This is a genomic window from Chloroflexia bacterium SDU3-3, assembly GCA_009268125.1.
Lineage (GTDB): Bacteria > Chloroflexota > Chloroflexia > Chloroflexales > Roseiflexaceae > SDU3-3.
In genome coordinates this window covers 46373-64036 of sequence record WBOU01000023.1, presented here as the reverse complement: position 1 = coordinate 64036, position 17664 = coordinate 46373, and the positions used below count along the sequence as shown (strand labels likewise).

At 66.1% G+C, this 17664-nt stretch carries 14 protein-coding genes and 1 pseudogene; 5 read left to right on the top strand and 10 right to left on the bottom strand.

Annotated elements, in window-relative coordinates; genetic code table 11:
- Positions 1-189: 189 nt before the first annotated feature.
- From F8S13_25605 to F8S13_25590, 4 genes are all read right to left on the bottom strand, one after another.
- Positions 190-648 carry a hypothetical protein gene (locus F8S13_25605; GenBank protein KAB8140053.1) on the bottom strand — a complete coding sequence of 153 codons (459 nt, stop codon included), beginning with the start codon at positions 646-648 and terminating at the stop codon, positions 190-192.
- A 158-nt stretch (positions 649-806) separates the two neighbouring features.
- A complete protein-coding gene (locus F8S13_25600; GenBank protein KAB8140052.1) occupies positions 807-1298 on the bottom strand; it encodes a hypothetical protein in 492 nt (163 codons plus the stop codon).
- 40 nt (positions 1299-1338) lie between these two features.
- Positions 1339-1587 (bottom strand): hypothetical protein, encoded by a 249-nt coding sequence (locus F8S13_25595; GenBank protein ID KAB8140051.1) that lies wholly within the window; start codon positions 1585-1587, stop codon positions 1339-1341.
- 184 nt (positions 1588-1771) lie between these two features.
- Positions 1772-2887: a hypothetical protein gene (locus F8S13_25590; GenBank protein KAB8140050.1), complete on the bottom strand. Its 1116-nt coding sequence runs from the start codon at positions 2885-2887 to the stop codon at positions 1772-1774.
- Positions 2888-3482: 595 nt separating this feature from the next.
- Here F8S13_25590 and F8S13_25585 point away from each other — a divergent pair.
- Positions 3483-4280 (top strand): HAD family phosphatase, encoded by a 798-nt coding sequence (locus tag F8S13_25585; GenBank protein ID KAB8140049.1) that lies wholly within the window; start codon positions 3483-3485, stop codon positions 4278-4280.
- A 78-nt stretch (positions 4281-4358) separates the two neighbouring features.
- Here F8S13_25585 and F8S13_25580 read toward each other — a convergent pair whose 3' ends face one another.
- From F8S13_25580 to F8S13_25570, 3 genes are all read right to left on the bottom strand, one after another.
- Positions 4359-5165 (bottom strand): hypothetical protein, encoded by an 807-nt coding sequence (locus tag F8S13_25580; protein ID KAB8140081.1) that lies wholly within the window; start codon positions 5163-5165, stop codon positions 4359-4361.
- A 474-nt stretch (positions 5166-5639) separates the two neighbouring features.
- Positions 5640-7439 carry a hypothetical protein gene (locus F8S13_25575; GenBank protein KAB8140048.1) on the bottom strand — a complete coding sequence of 600 codons (1800 nt, stop codon included), beginning with the start codon at positions 7437-7439 and terminating at the stop codon, positions 5640-5642.
- Positions 7440-7583: 144 nt separating this feature from the next.
- A complete protein-coding gene (locus F8S13_25570) occupies positions 7584-10046 on the bottom strand; it encodes a hypothetical protein (protein ID KAB8140047.1) in 2463 nt (820 codons plus the stop codon).
- Between the two features lie 321 nt (positions 10047-10367).
- Here F8S13_25570 and F8S13_25565 point away from each other — a divergent pair, with 321 nt between their 5' ends.
- Positions 10368-10826 carry a hypothetical protein gene (locus F8S13_25565; GenBank protein ID KAB8140046.1) on the top strand — a complete coding sequence of 153 codons (459 nt, stop codon included), beginning with the start codon at positions 10368-10370 and terminating at the stop codon, positions 10824-10826.
- A 63-nt stretch (positions 10827-10889) separates the two neighbouring features.
- Here the strand turns inward: F8S13_25565 and F8S13_25560 are convergent, their stop codons facing one another.
- The gene (locus F8S13_25560; protein ID KAB8140045.1) at positions 10890-12827 is read right to left on the bottom strand and encodes a hypothetical protein; all 1938 of its coding nucleotides are present in this window, start codon (positions 12825-12827) and stop codon (positions 10890-10892) included.
- A 680-nt stretch (positions 12828-13507) separates the two neighbouring features.
- A complete protein-coding gene (locus F8S13_25555; protein ID KAB8140044.1) occupies positions 13508-14014 on the bottom strand; it encodes a hypothetical protein in 507 nt (168 codons plus the stop codon).
- Between F8S13_25555 and F8S13_25550 the strand changes: the two genes are divergently transcribed.
- Entirely contained in the window at positions 13993-14643 is a 651-nt protein-coding gene (locus F8S13_25550; protein KAB8140043.1) for a hypothetical protein, read from the top strand. The genes F8S13_25555 and F8S13_25550 overlap by 22 nt on opposite strands.
- A gap of 59 nt (positions 14644-14702) precedes the next feature.
- Here F8S13_25550 and F8S13_25545 read toward each other — a convergent pair whose 3' ends face one another.
- The gene (locus F8S13_25545) at positions 14703-16850 is read right to left on the bottom strand and encodes a hypothetical protein (protein ID KAB8140042.1); all 2148 of its coding nucleotides are present in this window, start codon (positions 16848-16850) and stop codon (positions 14703-14705) included.
- 91 nt (positions 16851-16941) lie between these two features.
- Here F8S13_25545 and F8S13_25540 point away from each other — a divergent pair.
- Positions 16942-17013 (top strand): annotated as a pseudogene (locus tag F8S13_25540) (transferase).
- Positions 17014-17036: 23 nt separating this feature from the next.
- Positions 17037-17558 carry a hypothetical protein gene (locus F8S13_25535; GenBank protein KAB8140041.1) on the top strand — a complete coding sequence of 174 codons (522 nt, stop codon included), beginning with the start codon at positions 17037-17039 and terminating at the stop codon, positions 17556-17558.
- Positions 17559-17664: the final 106 nt, after the last annotated feature.

Genomic DNA, 17664 nt, shown 5'->3' with positions numbered 1-17664 from the left:
GCCCTCGCCGTGATCCGCCATCAGCACATGGGTGTAACAATCACAGTACGCCGTACGCTTGTGACATTCCTGGGCATACGGTGTAAGCTGTGCGGGAATCGAACCCGCTGGCGTGGCCCCCACGCCACCATTCCAACTTCCCCAGTTGGCGGGCTGTGCTCGCCTAGCGAACCTCGGCTACCATCGCACCTACTCCAGTATATCCGTCAGCCAGTTCGCCGCCTGGATCTGCGCATCAAGCTCGCGGTATGCCTTCGCAAGCTGATCGGCCTGCCGCTGCATCTCCGCCACATTCACCGTGCTCTGAAAGCGCACCTCGGAGCGGGTCATGCGCGTGTGCGAGATCGACGCGGCCTGGGCAAGGTCGCGATACACGGCCAGCTTTATCTTGGTCACATCGCGCAGCGCCAGGGCGTCGGCCAGCGTCGGCCCCTTCGGGAAAGCCGTCGACGCATTGGTACGATTGATGCGCTGGATCAAAAGAGTCAGGTCACCAGCTATCCGCTCAAGCTCAGCGAGCAGCTCGGCGGGGTTTTCAGCGGGGGCGTCGCCCTCTTGCACCTTGGCGTTCTGCTGCAGGCGCTGCTTGAGCTGCTCCACTCGCTTCTGGTAGTCGGCGCGAAGGATAAGCGCCTCGGCAAGCTTCATAGATCGCTGCTCCCAAACAAGATTGTGCACGTATAGCGGCGTAAAGTATACCACACTCGCTATTTTTCTATTTTCAGCCCACTGATGCGACACCCAACGGCCTGCATAATAACCGCAGTACCGATCGGGGCCGTCGCCCAGGTGCCCTGCAGCCGCGCTCAGGGCCTATCAGCGGGCAGGCTGAAGGTGAGCGGCACCGGCTCGAAGCGCGGCATCACCGCCGCATCGGTGTACAGCGCGAGGCCGCAGGCGCAGCGCTGGGTCCATGGGCGCACCATATTGGTCTGCGTGCTCGCGGCGCTCAGCGCCCCGCAGCGCGGGCACGCGCATGTGAAGCTGACGCGCCCCCAGGATGGCACGCCGGTTGACTCGATCGGGTACTTGGCGTCGGCAAATGGCTGGTAGTCATAGTGCACCAGCAGGCGGATCTGCCCTGGGGCATCGCCGATGTGCCGCGCGGCAAGCTGCGCCGGAAAGTGGTGCCGCGCTGGCGTGCAGATCGCCGAGCCATCAGCCTGCTGGATAATGACCGTCCGGCGCGTGCGCCGACACTGGTGGCAGTCGAGCGCTATCTCCAGCGGATCAAGATAGTGGAGCTGTACCCCGTCGGCAAGCCGGAGCTGCACAGCGATAAGAACGGCGCGGTTCATACGATACCTCGTGCAAAACCTAGGGCGGCTGATCGTGTCGCTACGGCTTGCGGCGTCTTGCCCGCGCCCTAGGTGCCGCGCCTGCCTTCGTGCCCCTCCTGGGCTTATCCGGCTCAAGCGCCGCGCCGAGGATGTCGCGGGGGTAGGTCATGGCGAAGCCTGGCCGCCGCCCGGCGAAGAAGGCGTGCGCCTCGCGGGCGGCGGCCTCGATCGCCCGCAGCTGGGCAAGCTCGGCCTCCAGCGCGGCAATCCGCTGCCGAAGCTCGGCCTGGCTCTCGGTATCGTCCATCGGCACGCTCCCACACTCAGCGCCTGCTAGTTCTCTCCATCGGCAGGCCACGTGATCTCTCGCAAATGTCGATTATAGCACCGATAGCGCTGTTGGATTGACCCATGGGCAACCCAACGAGCTGGTCTTCCCCCATTGGGGAAAGCCAGAAAACATGCACCCAACGAAGGCAGCTAGCGTTGCGCTATCGTTTGTCGGGGAATACTGCGGTATATTCGTGTGGCTCGCCAGGGTGCTCAAGCGTAAAAGTGCGCCAGGCATTATACCCCGGCGCACCAAAGCAGATCTCGACCTCGCCAACCGTCAGGTCAAAGATCATCGACCACAGCGTGCCAAACCCGCCGGAGTAGTAGGGGCCAAAGCAGCCATAAGGTATCTCCTTCGTTAGGACCTCGCGTAAGGTCTCGCGCGTGACGCGGGGGCGGCTGCTTTCAATACACGCTCGCAGCGCCTCGGCCCGTGGCAGAGAGTGATCAAGAATAAACTGGTGGTAATTGCGTTCGCGCATGCCAGGCAAAACATAGTGATTGGTAGAAACGATATAGGGCATATCACAGGCGCTGTCAACCTGCTTCACCTGCAGCTCCCCCGCGTAGATCTCCGCCAGAGCAGCCTTCCCGCTCGGCTCGGCCAGCAGCATATTGGTGTTGCTGGTGGGAGGACATGCAGCTAGCTTTTCCAGAGCATCCTGCACATCCCGACAGCTTTCAAGAATGCCGCGCTGCACAACCCAGCACTGCAGGCCGGTCTTTTTGTTCCACTCGTGCGGAAGCCCTGCGGCATTTCCGCCCGACATAGTCAGGCTCAGGCCGTGCTCGTTCATGCCCTCCATACGCCCAAAGAGCAGGCACGAGAAGCCGATGTGGCGCGCCTTCCCGCTCACGCCGGTTGTGCAGAGCCGCAGGTCTTCTTCCTCGGGCTTCCACTCATAGCTGCGGGCCACCAGCAGGTGGGCATCCTGGGTAAGCGGCGGCAATACGGCCACATGCGAGCAGTTTGTCTGCACCACATGGGCCATATCATAAAATATGATCTTCTCGACCGGCAGCCCCAGCCTATCAGCAAAGCCCTGGATCTCGTCGTTGATGCCTGGGCAGGCCACCTCGTACACCTCCTGAAGCTGCCTGAAGCTGGCGAACCCGTACCTCTCAGGGTGCATCTCCCCCGATGTGAGGAAGCTCAGAAAGCCTTGGTTCGTCGCCTGTAGGACTTCGGCCTGCTGGCGGCCAATCTCATAGCTTGTGCCTTCAAGCCCAAGATGCTGAAAAATACCTTCACAAAGGCTATAACGCTCGGACATAACCACTTCCCTTCAGATACCAGACCGACGTGATACGCGCAGGGGGCAAGGAGCATCATGCTGGCGGCAACGGCCAGCCAGTCGCTGCGGGCACGCAGGCGCTCCACGAGCGCGGCGTGGTCGCTCGCTCACGCCGCAGGTATCGGCAAGCAGCACGAGAAACGGCTGGGTGAAAGAGGTGGGCGAGGTCATCGCACACTCCTGTTGCAGCGAACAGATGTGCGGCTATTGTAGTGCGATCGGTGCGGGATGGCAAGTCACAGTGCTGATCTGTGGGGCGATAGATCGAAGCGCCATCCTAAGCATCACAATGCCAAAAATCCCACGCGTGTCTTCGAGCCTTCGTGGTATGTGTCCCCCTTTGTCCCTTGGTATCTTGGTGGTCAAGCATCGGTGTCTACCCAGAGCGCACAGGCCCCGCCATCTCCGCCCTGCGCCCCACAGGCGGCGGGCCACGCTGCGGGTATAATCAGCGTGGGCGCTCGGCGGCGAGCAGCCCCACCACGGCGGCGAAGTGGCCCCGCAGCAACACATCACAGCAAGGAGGGCGCGCTTTCTCCGCAGCACACGCCGCAGAGACCCGCGCACACAACACATGACCCAGATCCGATGCATCGCCCTCGACCTCGACGGCACGCTGCTTGGGCCCGACCACCAGATCAGCGCGGCCAATGCGTCCGCCATCCGCGACTGCCTCGACGCAGGCATCCACGTCGTGCTGGCCAGCGGTCGATCCTTCGACTCCATGCGCCCCTACGGCCAGGCCCTGGGCCTGCCCGAGCTGATCTGCCAGAACGGCGCGGCGGTGGGCGACGTGGCCAGCGACAGCGTGCGCGCCCGCCAGCTGCTGCAGCCCGACCAGGTGGCGCTGGTGAGCGGGCTGCTGCTCGCGCGGGGCATCCCGTTCTGCCTGTTTGGGCTGCGCGAGATCGTCTACCTGCCCGGCAAGGCCCAGCCCGATGTGCTGCTCTCCTACGGCGAGCCGATGTTCCGCGAGGTGCCCGCGCTCACGCCCCAGCACATCCCCGACCCGGTCAAGCTGCTGGCCTTCTGCGAGGCCAGCCCGTGCGACGACGAGCTGCGCGCCCTCACCGCGCCCGCGCTCGACCAGCTGCGCACCCACCGCTCCTTTCTGGAGTGGATGCCGCCTGGCGTGGGCAAGGGCGCGGCGCTGGCCGAGGTGGCCGCGCGGCTGGGGCTGAGCAAGGAAGAGGTGATGAGCGTGGGCGACAGCCAGAACGACATCAGCATGTTCGCGGTGAGCGGGGTGAGCGTGGCCATGGCCAGCGCCGCGCCCGACGTGGCCGCGCACGCCCGCTACCGCACCGCGTCCAACGCCGAGGATGGCGTGGCCCTCGCACTGCGCCGCTTCGCGCTGGGCGTAGCGGTCTAGCCCGCGCCGAGGGCGTGCGGGTGCAAAAAAGAGGCGTGGGGCTTAAACCCCGCGCCTCGCCAGCATCCGGCGCAGCCGCTAGTCGAGGAAGACGACGTTACGGCTGGCGGCGGCCTCGCTCTCGGTGTTCATCAGCACACGGTGCCAGCTGGGCAGCACCACCGTGCGGTGGTCGGGGTGCGATACGCGGCCACGGACATACACGGTGGCGTTGCGGCGCCTGGCCTGCCAGCGCCACATGCGCGCGCTAGGCTGAGCCTGGATCAGCCGCTCGTACTCATCCATTGTCAGGCCGCCGGGGTGCTGCCGACACACCATCACCGCCTCGCCATCGCGGCGGTGCAGGAACTCGCACCAGTGCGGCTTGCCGCCGCCGCCGCGGCTGATCGGCTCGTTGCGATGGATGCGCCGCTCGTCGACCACCAGATCGGGCGCGGGCACAAAGAACCACTCGCCCTGGCGGATGAAGGCCGCGTTGTGGCGGCGCAGCCGCAGCTTGGGCCGCAGCGACTGCTCGGCCACGATGCGCACCTCGGTGGGCTGAAGCGCCTGCATGGCCGTGACCACACCCGAGATGCCGTGGCGCTCGGGCACGGCGCACACGAACCAGTGACGCTCGTCGTGGCCGCACAGGTACTTCTCCTTCACGCCGCCGTCGCGGCGGGCCAGCAGCAGCAGGTGGCGCATGCGCGGCTGCACATCCACCACGTCGTAGGACACCGCCTCGGTCGGGCGCACGCGGATGTCAAAGAACTCCCCGGTGCGGTCGCTGCCGATGTCAATGCCGGGGCCACGGGTGCGCTGCCAGCGCTCCACCACGACAGGCGAGACAGCAACGCGCGCGCCGATGCGGTCGAACTGCTTGCGCAGGGCCAAAATGTCGATATCCATATGGATTAGTGTTCTCCAGCTACAGGATTGATAGCACAGCATGTGTCGAACATGCGCGCGGCGGCGCGGCGGTGCCACAGGGCACGGCGGGGCCAGGGCGCGGTGTGCAGGCGTCCGAGCAGGTGCGGAGAACCGAGGGGCGGGCGCTAGGCGAGGATCTCGCCAAGCACGGCGGCGCGGTCGGCGCGGCTCGGGCGCAAGGTGACGTGCTGGAGATGTTGTGTGGTCATGGCTTGCTCCCTCCTTCTTGGCATAGATGCGGATGTGTGCGGACAGGGCAGAGTATAGCATCGCCGTCGGGCCAATCCCGTCCATCGCTGGGCGTATTTTGCCCGCGGCTTTTGGCCCATTGGTCGGGCAGCACAACAGAAGCACGCAGAACGTGGCGTTTCTGCGTGCTTCTACCGCACCCGCGCTTCTTCATTTCAACAGAGGGGGCAGCCAGCAGGCCGCCCGCGTGCATCTCGGCTATTCTTGGAGCGAGTCGGTGATGTCGGCGACCTCAAGCGTCTCATCCACCGAGCCATCGCCGCCATAGTCTACATCCAGCGCCATGGGCTGGTTATTGCCGGGCCATTTGAGATAGTCGATATACACCACATCGTCGGGTTCTAGCACCACTCCCCCGGCACCGAAGATCTGCTCGCTGGCATCGTCGTACTTTGCCACCTCGATGCTGTAGCTGCCCGGCTCGGCGTTATCGATCGAGTCAAGGCTCAGCCAGCCCTGCTTGGTATCCAGCGCCAGATTCAGCGCCTCGCCTGGCGCCATCTCCTCGCCATAGATCCCAAAGAGATAGTCGGCGGCATCGGTCTCGACCGCCACCTGGATGTAGGGGGTCACGGTGTTCTGGGTGCGGTACGAGATCAGGCTGCCGTCGGGCGACACATCGAGCGTGTCCACATCCCCCGGCGCGAGGACGATCTCGCTGACATCGAGCGCGTAGCCAGGGCCGATCATCGTCACGGTCGAGGTCGTCGGCTCGGTCAGGCGGCTGCCATCGATGCTGATCGTGAAGTCGATATCCACCGGGATGTAGTAGATCGGCTCGGCGTTGGTCTCCCAGACACTGACGCCAAACTTGTTGGCGTTTGACTGCGCCCCGGGCATGTCGTTGACAAAGACGCCCTGCTTGAAGCCGATCGAGTGCCCCTGCGCGTCGGAGATCAGCAGGTCGGCAGGCCCCTCAAGCCAGACCTGGTTGTAGTCTGGTGCGGGGGCCATAAGCGCCTTGAGCTGGCCGTCGCTAGAGGCCGCCTCGTCTGGTGCGCAGAACGGGCAATCCTGCACCCCCAGGCGCGGCGCGATCGGCGCAAGTTCCAGGGTCATCGTCTCGGCGTCGCCCTCATACTGGCCCTCCTGCTCGGCTGGGTTGGTGGAGCCGGAGTAGCTCCAGGTGTCGGCGCTGGTGTTCACCTCGATCGCGCGCGGCTCGCCGGGGTAGTTGTTGTCGTAGATCATGATCCAGTAGACGCCCTCGCCCCGATCTTCGACGGCGTAGGGCGTGACCGCGTGTCCGCCGCTGCGGTCGCGCTTGTAGATGCCCACGGCGTACTGCTCGCCGCCCGACGGGCCAGCCGCGAAGGATGTCAGCAGGGTATTGACCACGCCGCTAGGCGTCTGCGGGACAATGCCCGAACGCGCGGGCTGGGTGGCCTGCGTGGCGAACCAGTAGGCGATCTCGCGCTGGAGCGGCTCGTTGCCAGCGATCTGGAGCGCAGGCACTGTTTCCGCGCCAAAGTCGGCTGGGTTGACCTTGCCGGTGTAGAACAGGTTGCTCAGCACGGCCATGCCCTCGCAGTGCCCGCCGCTGGTGGCGCTGTTCATCGACTCCAGCCACTGGGCGCCCGGCGGCGTCAGCGTGCACTCATCGCCTTCTATCGACTCGCAGGCGCTGTCGCCAAACATGCGCCGGACATCATTGGGCGTCATGTTGGTCTCGCCCTCGCCGCCATAGTTCGGGAAGCCAAACCCATTGGCGTCAGCGCGGAACCCGAGGTCGGAGGCATAGACGCCGCTGGTGCCGACCTCGCTATTCACCCCGCCGACCGGCTGGCCCTCGCTCTTGAGCGGCGGCGTGGCGGCCTGCTCAGCGGCCTCTGGCTCGGCTGTGGGTGCCTCGGCAGGCTCGGCGGGGGCCTCGGTGGCGGCGGGGGCGGCGGGGGATGGGGCCTGCGCCGCCGGTGCGGGCGCTTCGCCGCAGGCGGCAAGCGGCACCAGCAGCAGCAGTGTTGCAGCCATGCGGTAGCAGTTCCAACGAGTGAGCATGAAGTGACTCCTTGGCTTGAATGCGGCAGAGGTGAAGCGGTGGTCGGGTGTCACTGCCTACTGTAGCCTGCACCAACCCACACCAAGTGATCAACATGGAAGCTAGTTCGTCGCTAGATGGTAGCAGTGTCTGCCGCCGCGCCCCTAGACCTGGGCGGGCGGGGCCAGGGCCAGCAGCACGCTGGACTCGGTGTCGGCCAGGCTGCGCTGGAGGATGAGGTGCTGGGGCACCAGCGCCGTCTCCAGGAAGCGGAAGGTGCCGAAGCTATCGAGGATCTGCGGGCCATAGGTGTAGAGCACCCAGCGCCAGTAGGCCGAGAGGCCATCCTGCTGGCCATCGCTCAGCTCCTTGCCCCTGGCAATGAAATCCTCTACCAGCGACTCCATCACCGTTTGCTGCTCTGGGATGGTCTGATCGACCGCATCCAGCAGCTTGAAGTAGAAGCGCGACCACAGGTTATTTGCGCGCGCCCAATCGCGCTGGCGTGGGGCCGTCGGTGCCGCTGGGGCGTGCTCGGCATAGGCCTGGGCGTAGGGCTGGGCCAGCAGCGTGGGGTGCAGCAGCCCCAGACCGCCCGCCGTTATCGGCCAGTGCAGCCAGGCCTCGCTCACCGCCGCGCCCTGCTGCCCGCCCAGGAAGCGCCTGGGCAGCTCAGCGGCCAGCGCCTGAGCAGCATCGCCGCCCAGCACCTCGGCGCGGTAGCGCGCGAGCGCCGCATCCACGCTGCGGCGGTGCTGCTGGCCCAGCGGGGCGGCCAGCGCCACCAGCTGGCCCAGCAGGCCGAGCTGCTGGTTGTACAGCTCGATCTTCGAGAGCAGCGCCGTGGCCTGCCCCACCCGCCACGCCGACTGGCGCAGGAAGCTGTCGAGGGCGGGCTGGTTCACGCGCCACTCGCCATCCTGGCCCAGCGCCAGCATCTGCCATGTCACGTCGCCCGCAGGCAGGCCAGGCGGCAGATCGCCGCCCAGCGCCACCGCCCCGCACTTGGCCATGTTCAGCTCCAGCCCGCATGCCGCGCAGAAGCCCTGGGCGGCATGCCACGCCCGCAATGCCTCATCGGGCGCTGCCGCGATCAGGCAGATATCGTCCATCGTGCGCACCAGCATCACCCGCGCTGAGCGCTGGATGTGCACATCCAGCAGCCGCAGCACCAGGTCACCTAGCACATCCGAGAGTTGGCGGGTGTTTGGCAGGCCGCGCTGGGCTACCAGCGCAGCCCCGCCCGACTGCACGCGTGCCTGGGTGTAGCGCTGGAAGAAGGCAAGCTCGCGATCGGGCAGGCCAAGCCGCCGCAGGATAGAAAGCACGAGATCGTGCGAGAGGCTGGGGTAGTAGTCCTTCAGGTCGAGCTTCACCACATACACCGGGCTATCGGGGAAGGCGGCGCGGCCCAGCTGCAGCTCGGCGTTGATCAGGGCGAGCGCCATCGGCATGGCGCTCGTATAGCCCGACCCGTTGTAGCCCTGCTCCCGCCACGCGCTGCGCACTCGCCCGAACGCCTGGATGCGCTGCTGCACAATCGAGGAGGAGCGAGCATCCTCATCGCCATCCGCCTCATCCCAGATGTCGTGCGTGAGCACAGCTCGCACGCCCGGATCCGCACCAAGCAGCCGCCGCTCGTTATCGATGATCACCTGCGGCGCATCCAGCTCCTCAAGGCGCTGGAGCCGCGCCTGGCGCAGCTTAAGGGTATCGCCAAACACGATGGAGAGCACGAGGTGCCAGCGTGCGCCAAGCACCTCCAGCAGGCATGCGTTTGGCAGATCGTCATCCAAAAACAGCCGCCACTTGGTGCGCAGCCAGCGGGCCTGCGCCGGGGTACCCTCGGCGCTCCATTCCCAGGTGTGGCGCTGGCCGATCAGGATGGTCAGCGCGTCGGCGAACTCCTTCAGCAGCAGGTCGCTCTCGACCACGCGCTGGGCCTCCTCGCGCAGCGCGGCGTGGCGGCTCGGGTCGTGGCGGATCTGCCAGAGCACATCGCGAGCCTCGTCTGGCTCGACGCGGGTATTGAGGTGTTCACCGATGGCCTCGGCCACGGCCTTGGCCATGGCGGGCCGATCGGCCACCAAGAAGCCAAAGATGTCGTCGAGCAGCGCGTGGTCGATGGCCGCAAACGACGGCTGCTGGGCGCGCTCGAGCATACCGGCCAAGATGTCGCGGCGCTCGGGCAGATCGGGCAGCATGTCGCGGCGCTCGGCCCACTCATCCAGCAGCGCGCCAAACAGGTAGACCACATCGGCCCGCAGGCGACCGCGCGCCAGCTCCTGATCGAGCCGACCGCGCCAGAACGCCACCGCCTCGTCCGAGGCGCGGCCAGCTTCGATATCGTGCAGGAGCATGCCCAGGTTCTTCACATCGGGGTGGAACGGCTCGCCCGCGAACATCAGCGCCTGTAGCCCAGCGTAGAGCGTGCGGATGCGCGCCGCATCGTCGGGGGCGGCGGCAGCGCGCTGCGCGATCTCGTCGTAGGCGCGCTGCAGCTGGTCGCGCTGGGCCTGTAGCTCGCGCAGCTTCATACGCGTGATGAATTGTTCGCTGCTGAGTGGTGGCATATATGCTCCTTGGCTTGATCCGGCTAGCCACATCCTAGCAGCGAGGTACGACATGTGGCGTCACAGCAGGGTGTGGCAGAGGGTCGCTGCGTTCTCATTCACCAGCATGTTTTCCCCACCAAGCCCCCAATTCACCAAGCAACAAAACGCTCCCAGGGCCCACGAAGCCGCTGCTTCCAGTGTGGTGTATTCGCCCCTTATGCGCTGCGCTTTAACACATAGGCTCTGGGGCGCGGCAGACCATAATCCTCAGCGGGGCATCAGGAAAGGCTCAACGAGGCCTCAGCTTGCGGCGGTACCATGCGCCCAGATGATCGCCAAGCGCCCTCGGCCTCGCTTTCCGCCGATCGCGCACCACAATAGCAAGGAATGACCATGGACCTAATCCTCTCGCAGCGCGGCAGGCGGCTGCTGATCATCATCGGCGGCGGCGTGCTGGTGCTGGCGCTCGCCTTTCTGATCGGGCGCATGCGCGCGCCGCAGCCCGCCGCAGCCGACCCAGGCCACCCCGCCGCCCAGGCCAGCAGCCAGGGCCGCACGCTGGTGATCGTGCCGCGCGGCCAGCAGTCCCCCGCGATCAGCGGCGAGGGCGGCGTGCTGTTCGCCAGCCTGATCAGCGGGGCAGCCCCGAAGTCGGGCGCAGCCGCCGTGGTGCGCACCGACGAGAACTGCACGCCCGACGCCCAGGGCGTCTCGCACTGCATCAACGCGCTGGCGCTGGGCGAGGCCCAGCTGGTGGTGCAGCACCACCACGACATGGCCCAAGTGCCCTGCCTCAGCCCCGGCGAGAGCATCACCCTGATCACGCTGGCCGACTACCAGGCCCAGAGCTGAGACGACATTTGCCTGCATGCCAAAGGCGAGGGGCAAACATGCACCCCTCGCCTTTAGCAGAGCCTAGCTCAGCGAGAACACACGGACGCTGCCATCGGCCAGCAGCACATAGGCCTGCTGGCCCGCCAGCGCCACCGAGACGCCCGCGAAGGGCAGCGGCTGCTCGTGGCGCGGGCTGAGCGCACCCGACGGCAGGCTGAGATCAGCGATAGTCAGCATGGGCGCGCCATACGCGTTGGAAAGCGCCACCGCCGTGCCATCGCCAAACGCCACATCCACCAGCTGGTCGGCGCTCTGCGTGGTGACCAGTGTCGGCTGGGCCGGGCTGCTCAGGTCGTAGAACTGGTAGCCGCCCGCAAGCGCCACCGCCGCCAGCCCCTGCTGGATCGTCAGACGCTTGGCCTCGCCGTAGCCGTTACCAAGCTGGGCTTGCCCAACCAGGCTCGGCTGGGCCGGGCTGCTCAGATCCACCACGCTCAGCACATGCGCGCCCAGCGCGTAGGCATACGCCCCATCCACCGCCACATCGCTCAGCGGCGCGCTGCTGGCCCACGCCACCGTGCCTAGGATGCTCGGCGCAGACGGCTGCGCGATGTCCACCACATACAGCCCGCTCACTTGCGACTGCGGCGACCCGCTCACCCCCACCAGCGCCAGCGACCCGCTCACATCCAGCGTGCTCAGGTCGCCCGGCAGCACGATGCTGCCTAGCGGCTGCGGGATAGCCGGGTTCTGCACATCGAACAGCAGCAGGCCCGCCTGCCCGCTCGCATTCGACACCAGCGCCACCAGCTGGTGGCCAGTGGCTACCAGCTGGCGGATGGTGAGCGCTGTGCCCGGCGCGCCCTCCCAGCTGCCGAGCGTGCGCCCATAGCTGGCTGGGGCCAGCGACACCACGCGCAGCCCCTCGGTGGTGCCCAGATAGGCCAGATCGCCGCTCACCGCCAGCGTCGAGATCGCGCCATAGGTGTCGTAGGTGTCCTGCACGCTCGCCTGGCCCTGCGCGAAGCTCAGCACCGAAAGGGTTGAGCGCACGGGGTCGAGCACCACGATCTGCCCATTGACAACCGCGATCTGGCCCGCCGAGCGCAGCCCAACATCTATGTGCCCAGCCAGCTGGAACGGCGCGCTGGCCAGATCGCCCACATCCAGAACATCGACGCTGCCGTCGGTGCTGCCGACATACGCCAGCGTGCCCTCGACCGCGAGCGCGGCAGCACCTGGCACAGCCGCGCTGGCCACTAGCGCGGGCTGCTGCGGGTTCTGCAGATCGATAGCGGCAAGGGTCGCCGCCGAGCCCTGGCCGCTGAGCAGGTAGGCCCGCCCGCCGCTCAGCGCGGCCTGCCGCGCATCTGCCCAGGGCAGATCGAGCACACTGCCAAACGCATAGGGGTGCTGCACATCCCAGGCCAGCAGCTGATCTGCGCCAAACCCATACAGAATCTGGCCATCCGTCGCGAGGTCAAGGATCTGCTGCGACCCCGTATCTAGTGCGCCCTGATCGGCGGGAGCGGCGGGGTTAGCCACATCCACCACGCGGATCTCGCTCGACCATTCACCACCCGTGAGCACGTAGGCCGATGTGCCGACCACCGCCAGACGCGAGATCGGGGCGGGCAGCGCGAGCGAGCCGAGCAGCGCGGGCGACTGCGGCGACTGGATGTCGAAGATCTCCAGCCTGCCTTCCAGGCTCGCGCCGCCGCTCACCTGCTCGGCCACATACAGCCGCGCGCCATCGTGCACCAGCTGGCTGGCAGGCCCCACCAGCGGCAGCGCGGCGGCCTGCTGCATGGGGAAGCTCTGCCCGTCCAGCACCACCAGCGAGCTGCCCTGCCCAACATAGGCCCAGCCCATATCGACAGCAAAGGCCGAAAGCGACCCGCCGAGCACAGGCGGCGTCGGGGCATCCGCATACGCGGGCACCGCCGCCCCAACCCAGCTCAAGGCCCCCGCCAGCGCGCAGAGCGCCAGCCCACGGCCCATGGTTGACCAGTGAAACATAGATCATAGCTCCTTTGGATGTTTTATCTTTTATGTCGATCTTCTTGGTAGTATCTGATTATAACAGAGAAGACCGCATTTAAGGAAATATACACATTCTCCCAACAAAACATACTAGATCATTAAAAAACAATCAATAGCCCAACGAATCGAGTATGCCGGGGCATAGGCGCGATGCGATCCGTGACGTAGGGGCGAGACATTGCGCGCATCGGGCCGGGGGCGATGCCCGCAATGCGGCATCATCGCCGATACCTCCCCACCCGGCCCATGCGGCGAAGGTGCCGCGCATGCCAGCTGGCCATATGCACCAACACTAGCCGCTAGGAAAACAGCATCGGAACGCTCCAAATAGGGGGTTCAAAGGGGGCATCGCCCCCTTGCGGGGTTCCGAGGGGCTGGCCCCTCGGCGCCGCCCGCGCAGGGCATCCACCCACTCACCACGAGAAACCACTATTGACAAAAGCGCACCCAGCTTGCCCGCCCGCGCAGGGCATCCACCTACCAGATACCACATCCCGAATAAGAACAAGATAAAAAACACCATATGAGTACATAACCAACTAGAACTTCAACAACACCGAAGGAGTCCAAAAAAAGCTGTGGTATAGTGTATTTTGCAATGATGCTCGATATTTCCGCATCAGCACCGCGCTTACTTCGCACAAAAGACTATTCTCCTACCAAAGCAGGCTATACCCGCAGCAAAAGTGCTCGTCGATCTCAAAAAAAACGATGGCATGATGCTCAAGCACAGGGGGAAAAGGCCAAAAAACCTCCCAAGCAACCATCAAACGAGAAAAGCAGCACCCTGCAGCCGGAAGCAGCCGCACTGCAGCCAGAAGCAGCCACCCTGCAGCCAGAAGCAGCCACCCTGCAGCCGGAAGCAGCCGCACTGCAGCCGGAAGCAGCCGCACTGCAGCCGGAAGCAGCCGCACTGCAGCCAGAAGCAGCCGCACTGCAGCCAGAAGCAGCCGCACTGCAGCCAGAAGCAGCCGCACTGCAGCCAGAAGCAGCTGCACTGCAGTCGGAAGCAGCCACCCTGCAGCCAGAAGCAGCCACCCTGCAGCCAGAAGCAGCCACCCTGCAGCCAGAAGCAGCCACCCTGCAGCCAGAAGCAGCCACCCTGCAACCAGAAGCAGCCACACAAAAGAGGAGGAGGATGGTGCCAACACGCCCGAAAACATCCATCGATGCTCGGCTACAACGTATCAGCATCAGCATCAACAACCTGAAGGCCCATGAGCAGGCCATGCGCTACCTTCACGCCTACAACATCGACAGCGAGAAGCTAGCGGTTGGCCGCAGGCTCTGCGACGAAGCCATCCGCGCCCACACCAGCCAGCGCATCCTCCGGGGCGAGAGCGAGGGCGCGACCGCCGTGCGCGACATCGCCTGGAGCACCGCCAAGCGCTCGCACAGCCAGATCATCACCATCGCCCGCGTGGCCCTGCGCGGGCAGGCCAGCAGCGCCCTGGGGCTGCAGGTCGCGCGCAGCCGGGCGCTGAGCGCGTGGATCACCCAGGCCCAGCAGCTGCACACCGGCCTAGAGCAGCACCCCGAGCACATGGCGCGGCTGGCCGAGTTCGGCATCACCGCGCAGCGCATCGCCGCCGCCCGCGCCGACCTCGATGCGCTGCGCGCAGCCAGCGCCGCCCAGCACCAGGCCGCCATCCAGGCCCAGCTGGCCACCGCGCAGCGCAACGCCGCGCTAGGTGCGCTGGATCTATGGATGAGCCAGCTGCTGGCGGTGGCCAGCGTGGCGTTCGCCGAAGATCCGCAGCTCATGGAGCTGCTGGGTGTCACCGTGCGCTAGCGGCCCACACAAAAAGGCCGGGGGAGCACCACTGCTCCCCCGGCCACAGCGTATAGGCACTACGCCACCGCCAGCTCGCCCTCGGCGGCCACCGCCGCAAAGCGCAGCAGCTTCACCACGCCGCCGCAGCTGACGCGGATGACGGCCTCGCCCGCACCGGTGGAGGTGAGCGGCACTGTGGCGCTGCGCGCCCCCGCCGGGATCACCACGCTGGATGGGACACTGACCGGGCCGCTGATGTGCTCGATCTGGGCCTGCGTGCCGCCCTTCGGCGCGGGCTGGCTCAGGCCCAGCCGCAGTAGCGAGGGCGCGCCGTGGCGCACCAGCTCCTCCTGCGGCACCTTCGCCCCGGCCACAAAGCCATCGCCAAAGGCCAGGTCGGCGCTCACCAGCGACAGCTCGCTGCTCTTCCAGAAGGCGTCGTAGGACAGCTCCACCTCGATCTTGGTCAGGGCCGAGAGGTCGATCTGCTTGCTCGCGATCTCCTCGGCCTCCACCAGCAGCATCCACCCGGCAGCCACGCCGCGCCCCCAGAAATCCAGCTCCTTGGGCGAGAGACCTGTGACGCTGCCGGTGTAGGCCAGCGCGCCCTGCGAGGCTGGCACCACCGCAACACGCGGGCGCAGCAGCATGTTCACCGCCGCCCCATCGGACAGGCGCTTCTCGGCGAAGCTGCCCGAGTGGCGCACCACGCAGCTGATCGATGGCGCGTTCGCCGTCGCGCCCACCAGCGACAGCCGCACCCCCGTGACCTTGGCCTCGTAGCGGCTGCTGGGCAGATCGGCCAGGCCCAGCGCAAACGACAGCGTGCGGGTCTGGCGGAACTGCTCCAGCAGCGCGGGCGAGCTGAACGAGCGGAACAGGGTGTCGTGCGTCCACGAATGGCCGAGGAAGTAGCTATCGTAGCGCAGCCGGTAGTTCAGGATGATCATGGCCGAGATCGAGGCGTTGATCCGCGAGAGATAGTCGGCGCGCGAGCGAAAGCCATCCAGGTAGTCCTGCTCCAGATCCGGCTGGATAAAGCCGTAGTCGTAGCGGATCTCGCCCGACAGATCAGCCAGGGTGTAGATCTCCAGCGACCGCGCGGCAAAGAACATATAGCGGCCAAGATTGTCCACAAAGCCCCGCCCAAGCCGGATCAGGGTCCGGGCCGCCGTGTCGAGCACCGACTGGTCTGCCGTCAGGGCCTCGGCCTGCTTGTTGACCAGCACAAGATCGGCCTGGGCCTGGGCCAGCCGCTGCTCGGCGGCCTGCACCAGCAGCGTCGTCTGCTCATCCTGCATCTGGGCCATAAACTGGGCGTGGACCAGGTTGGTCAGCTCGGTCAGCAGCTTGATCAGCTCGGGGTCGCCGTTGGCCTTGTTCAGGTCGCCGATGATCTTGGAGAAGCTGATCACCAGCGGCTTTAGCGCGGTGCCCACCTGCTGCCAGGTGTCGAAGTCCAGCAGGCCCTTCGAGCCGTCGGTGGCCTCTTTGATCTTCTTGCCCACATCGGGCACCTGGGCCAGCGCGCCCTGCTCCTGGCTGGCCATCGCCGGATCGATGAACGACAGCCCGGCCATGCTCAGCAGGGTGGGGGCCATGGGCAGCAGCGCCGCGCCCGCCCCGCCGGTAAAGGCGATCACGCCCATGGCCACCGCGAACACGCCCAGCGACACTAGGCCGCCCCAGTCGACCCGCTGGTTCTCCAGCTCCTGCTGGCGGCTGCGCACCAGCGCCTCCATCTTGCTCACGCGCTGCTTGGCCACCGAAAGCTCGGCGGATGAGGCCGTTTTCTGCTTGATCACGGCCTGCCGCTCGGTCTCCAGCACGATAATCTGGGCCTTGACCGTCTCGATCTCGCGCTGGAGGTTCTGGCGCACCTGATCCAGCGAGATGTTGCTGAGCAGCATGTTGTTCGCCGTCGCGAAGATCTGCGATATAGGCGGCAGGTAGGCGTTGACCGCAGTCTCGTAGCCGGGGAAATCGGGCACGATGTCGAGGTCGCGGGCCAGGCCGTAGATGTTCTGGTTGGCCAGCAGGCGGCTGCGGTAGACCGAGGCCTGCGGGTACTTGGCGCTCAGCTGGATGACCGCGTTCAGCTCTTGGAGGGCCAGGCTGTCCTGGGTGCGGAAGAAGTACTCGGCCACGCGCAGGCGGTAGCCTGCCCATGCCCCATCGGTATCCTTGGCGCGCGCCGCGCCCCAGTAGCCCAGCTCAGAGAGCACCTGGGTGGCGGTCGTTCCCGCCGCGCCCTGCGGGCCCGCCGCCCCCTGCGGGCCAGTCGCGCCCTGCGCGCCAGGTGCGCCCTGCGGCTCGCCGTCGCCGCCCTCGCCGCCGGGGCCACCGGCGCCGCCGGGGCCGCCAGCGCCGCCAGCGCCGCCCACCGAGGCCAGCGCGATCGACTTGGCGAAATGATCATCCGCCACGTGCGTGATGTAGCTCACCCCGATCGTGCCGCCAGCGCCGCCCCTGCCGCCGGTGCCGCCCACGCCGCCGGTGCCACCCTTGCCGCCTTTGCCACCGGGCTTGCGGCCCTGGTAGCCCGGCTTGCCCGGCGCGCCAGGCTCGCCCACGGCCCCACGAGCGCCCACACCACCCACGCCGCCCTGCGAGGTGAGCGCGAGCGCGCCCACCAGCTGGCGGCAGAGCACTGTGATGCTGGGGCCGGTCAGGCCCACCGCGCTCTGGTCCACCCCGCGCATGGTGCGGGCCTTGATGCTTCCGCCGACGCCCTCGATCTTATCGGCCAAGATGATGATGTTCAGATCATCGATCGTGATGTTATGGGTGATTCGTATATTCCGACCAGCAATAAATACCGTTCCGCCCTTGTTGACACTCCCGAGCCGCAGTCGGTTCACAAACTCGGCATCGACAACAATACTGTCGCGGAAATACGTTCGATCGTAGGCCATCTCGCTTTTCCTCCATAGAGATTACAGATATACGCAATTACTTCTCTCTCGATTGCGTATGCACACAAGTCAACGGCTGGACGATCTGGTTTCGTTTTATTTCTATACAAGAACTATTGCAATA

Coding starts and splice junctions, on each gene's coding strand:
- F8S13_25600 (KAB8140052.1), bottom strand. CDS start 1,298: ATGAACCGCGCCGTTCTTATCGCTGTGCAGCTCCGGCTTGCCGACGGG.
- F8S13_25595 (KAB8140051.1), bottom strand. CDS start 1,587: ATGGACGATACCGAGAGCCAGGCCGAGCTTCGGCAGCGGATTGCCGCG.
- F8S13_25555 (KAB8140044.1), bottom strand. CDS start 14,014: ATGTTTTCGGGCGTGTTGGCACCATCCTCCTCCTCTTTTGTGTGGCTG.
- F8S13_25590 (KAB8140050.1), bottom strand. CDS start 2,887: ATGTCCGAGCGTTATAGCCTTTGTGAAGGTATTTTTCAGCATCTTGGG.
- F8S13_25570 (KAB8140047.1), bottom strand. CDS start 10,046: ATGTCGTACCTCGCTGCTAGGATGTGGCTAGCCGGATCAAGCCAAGGA.
- F8S13_25565 (KAB8140046.1), top strand. CDS start 10,368: ATGGACCTAATCCTCTCGCAGCGCGGCAGGCGGCTGCTGATCATCATC.
- F8S13_25585 (KAB8140049.1), top strand. CDS start 3,483: ATGACCCAGATCCGATGCATCGCCCTCGACCTCGACGGCACGCTGCTT.
- F8S13_25575 (KAB8140048.1), bottom strand. CDS start 7,439: ATGCTCACTCGTTGGAACTGCTACCGCATGGCTGCAACACTGCTGCTG.
- F8S13_25535 (KAB8140041.1), top strand. CDS start 17,037: ATGATCATCCGCCACGTGCGTGATGTAGCTCACCCCGATCGTGCCGCC.
- F8S13_25605 (KAB8140053.1), bottom strand. CDS start 648: ATGAAGCTTGCCGAGGCGCTTATCCTTCGCGCCGACTACCAGAAGCGA.
- F8S13_25560 (KAB8140045.1), bottom strand. CDS start 12,827: ATGTTTCACTGGTCAACCATGGGCCGTGGGCTGGCGCTCTGCGCGCTG.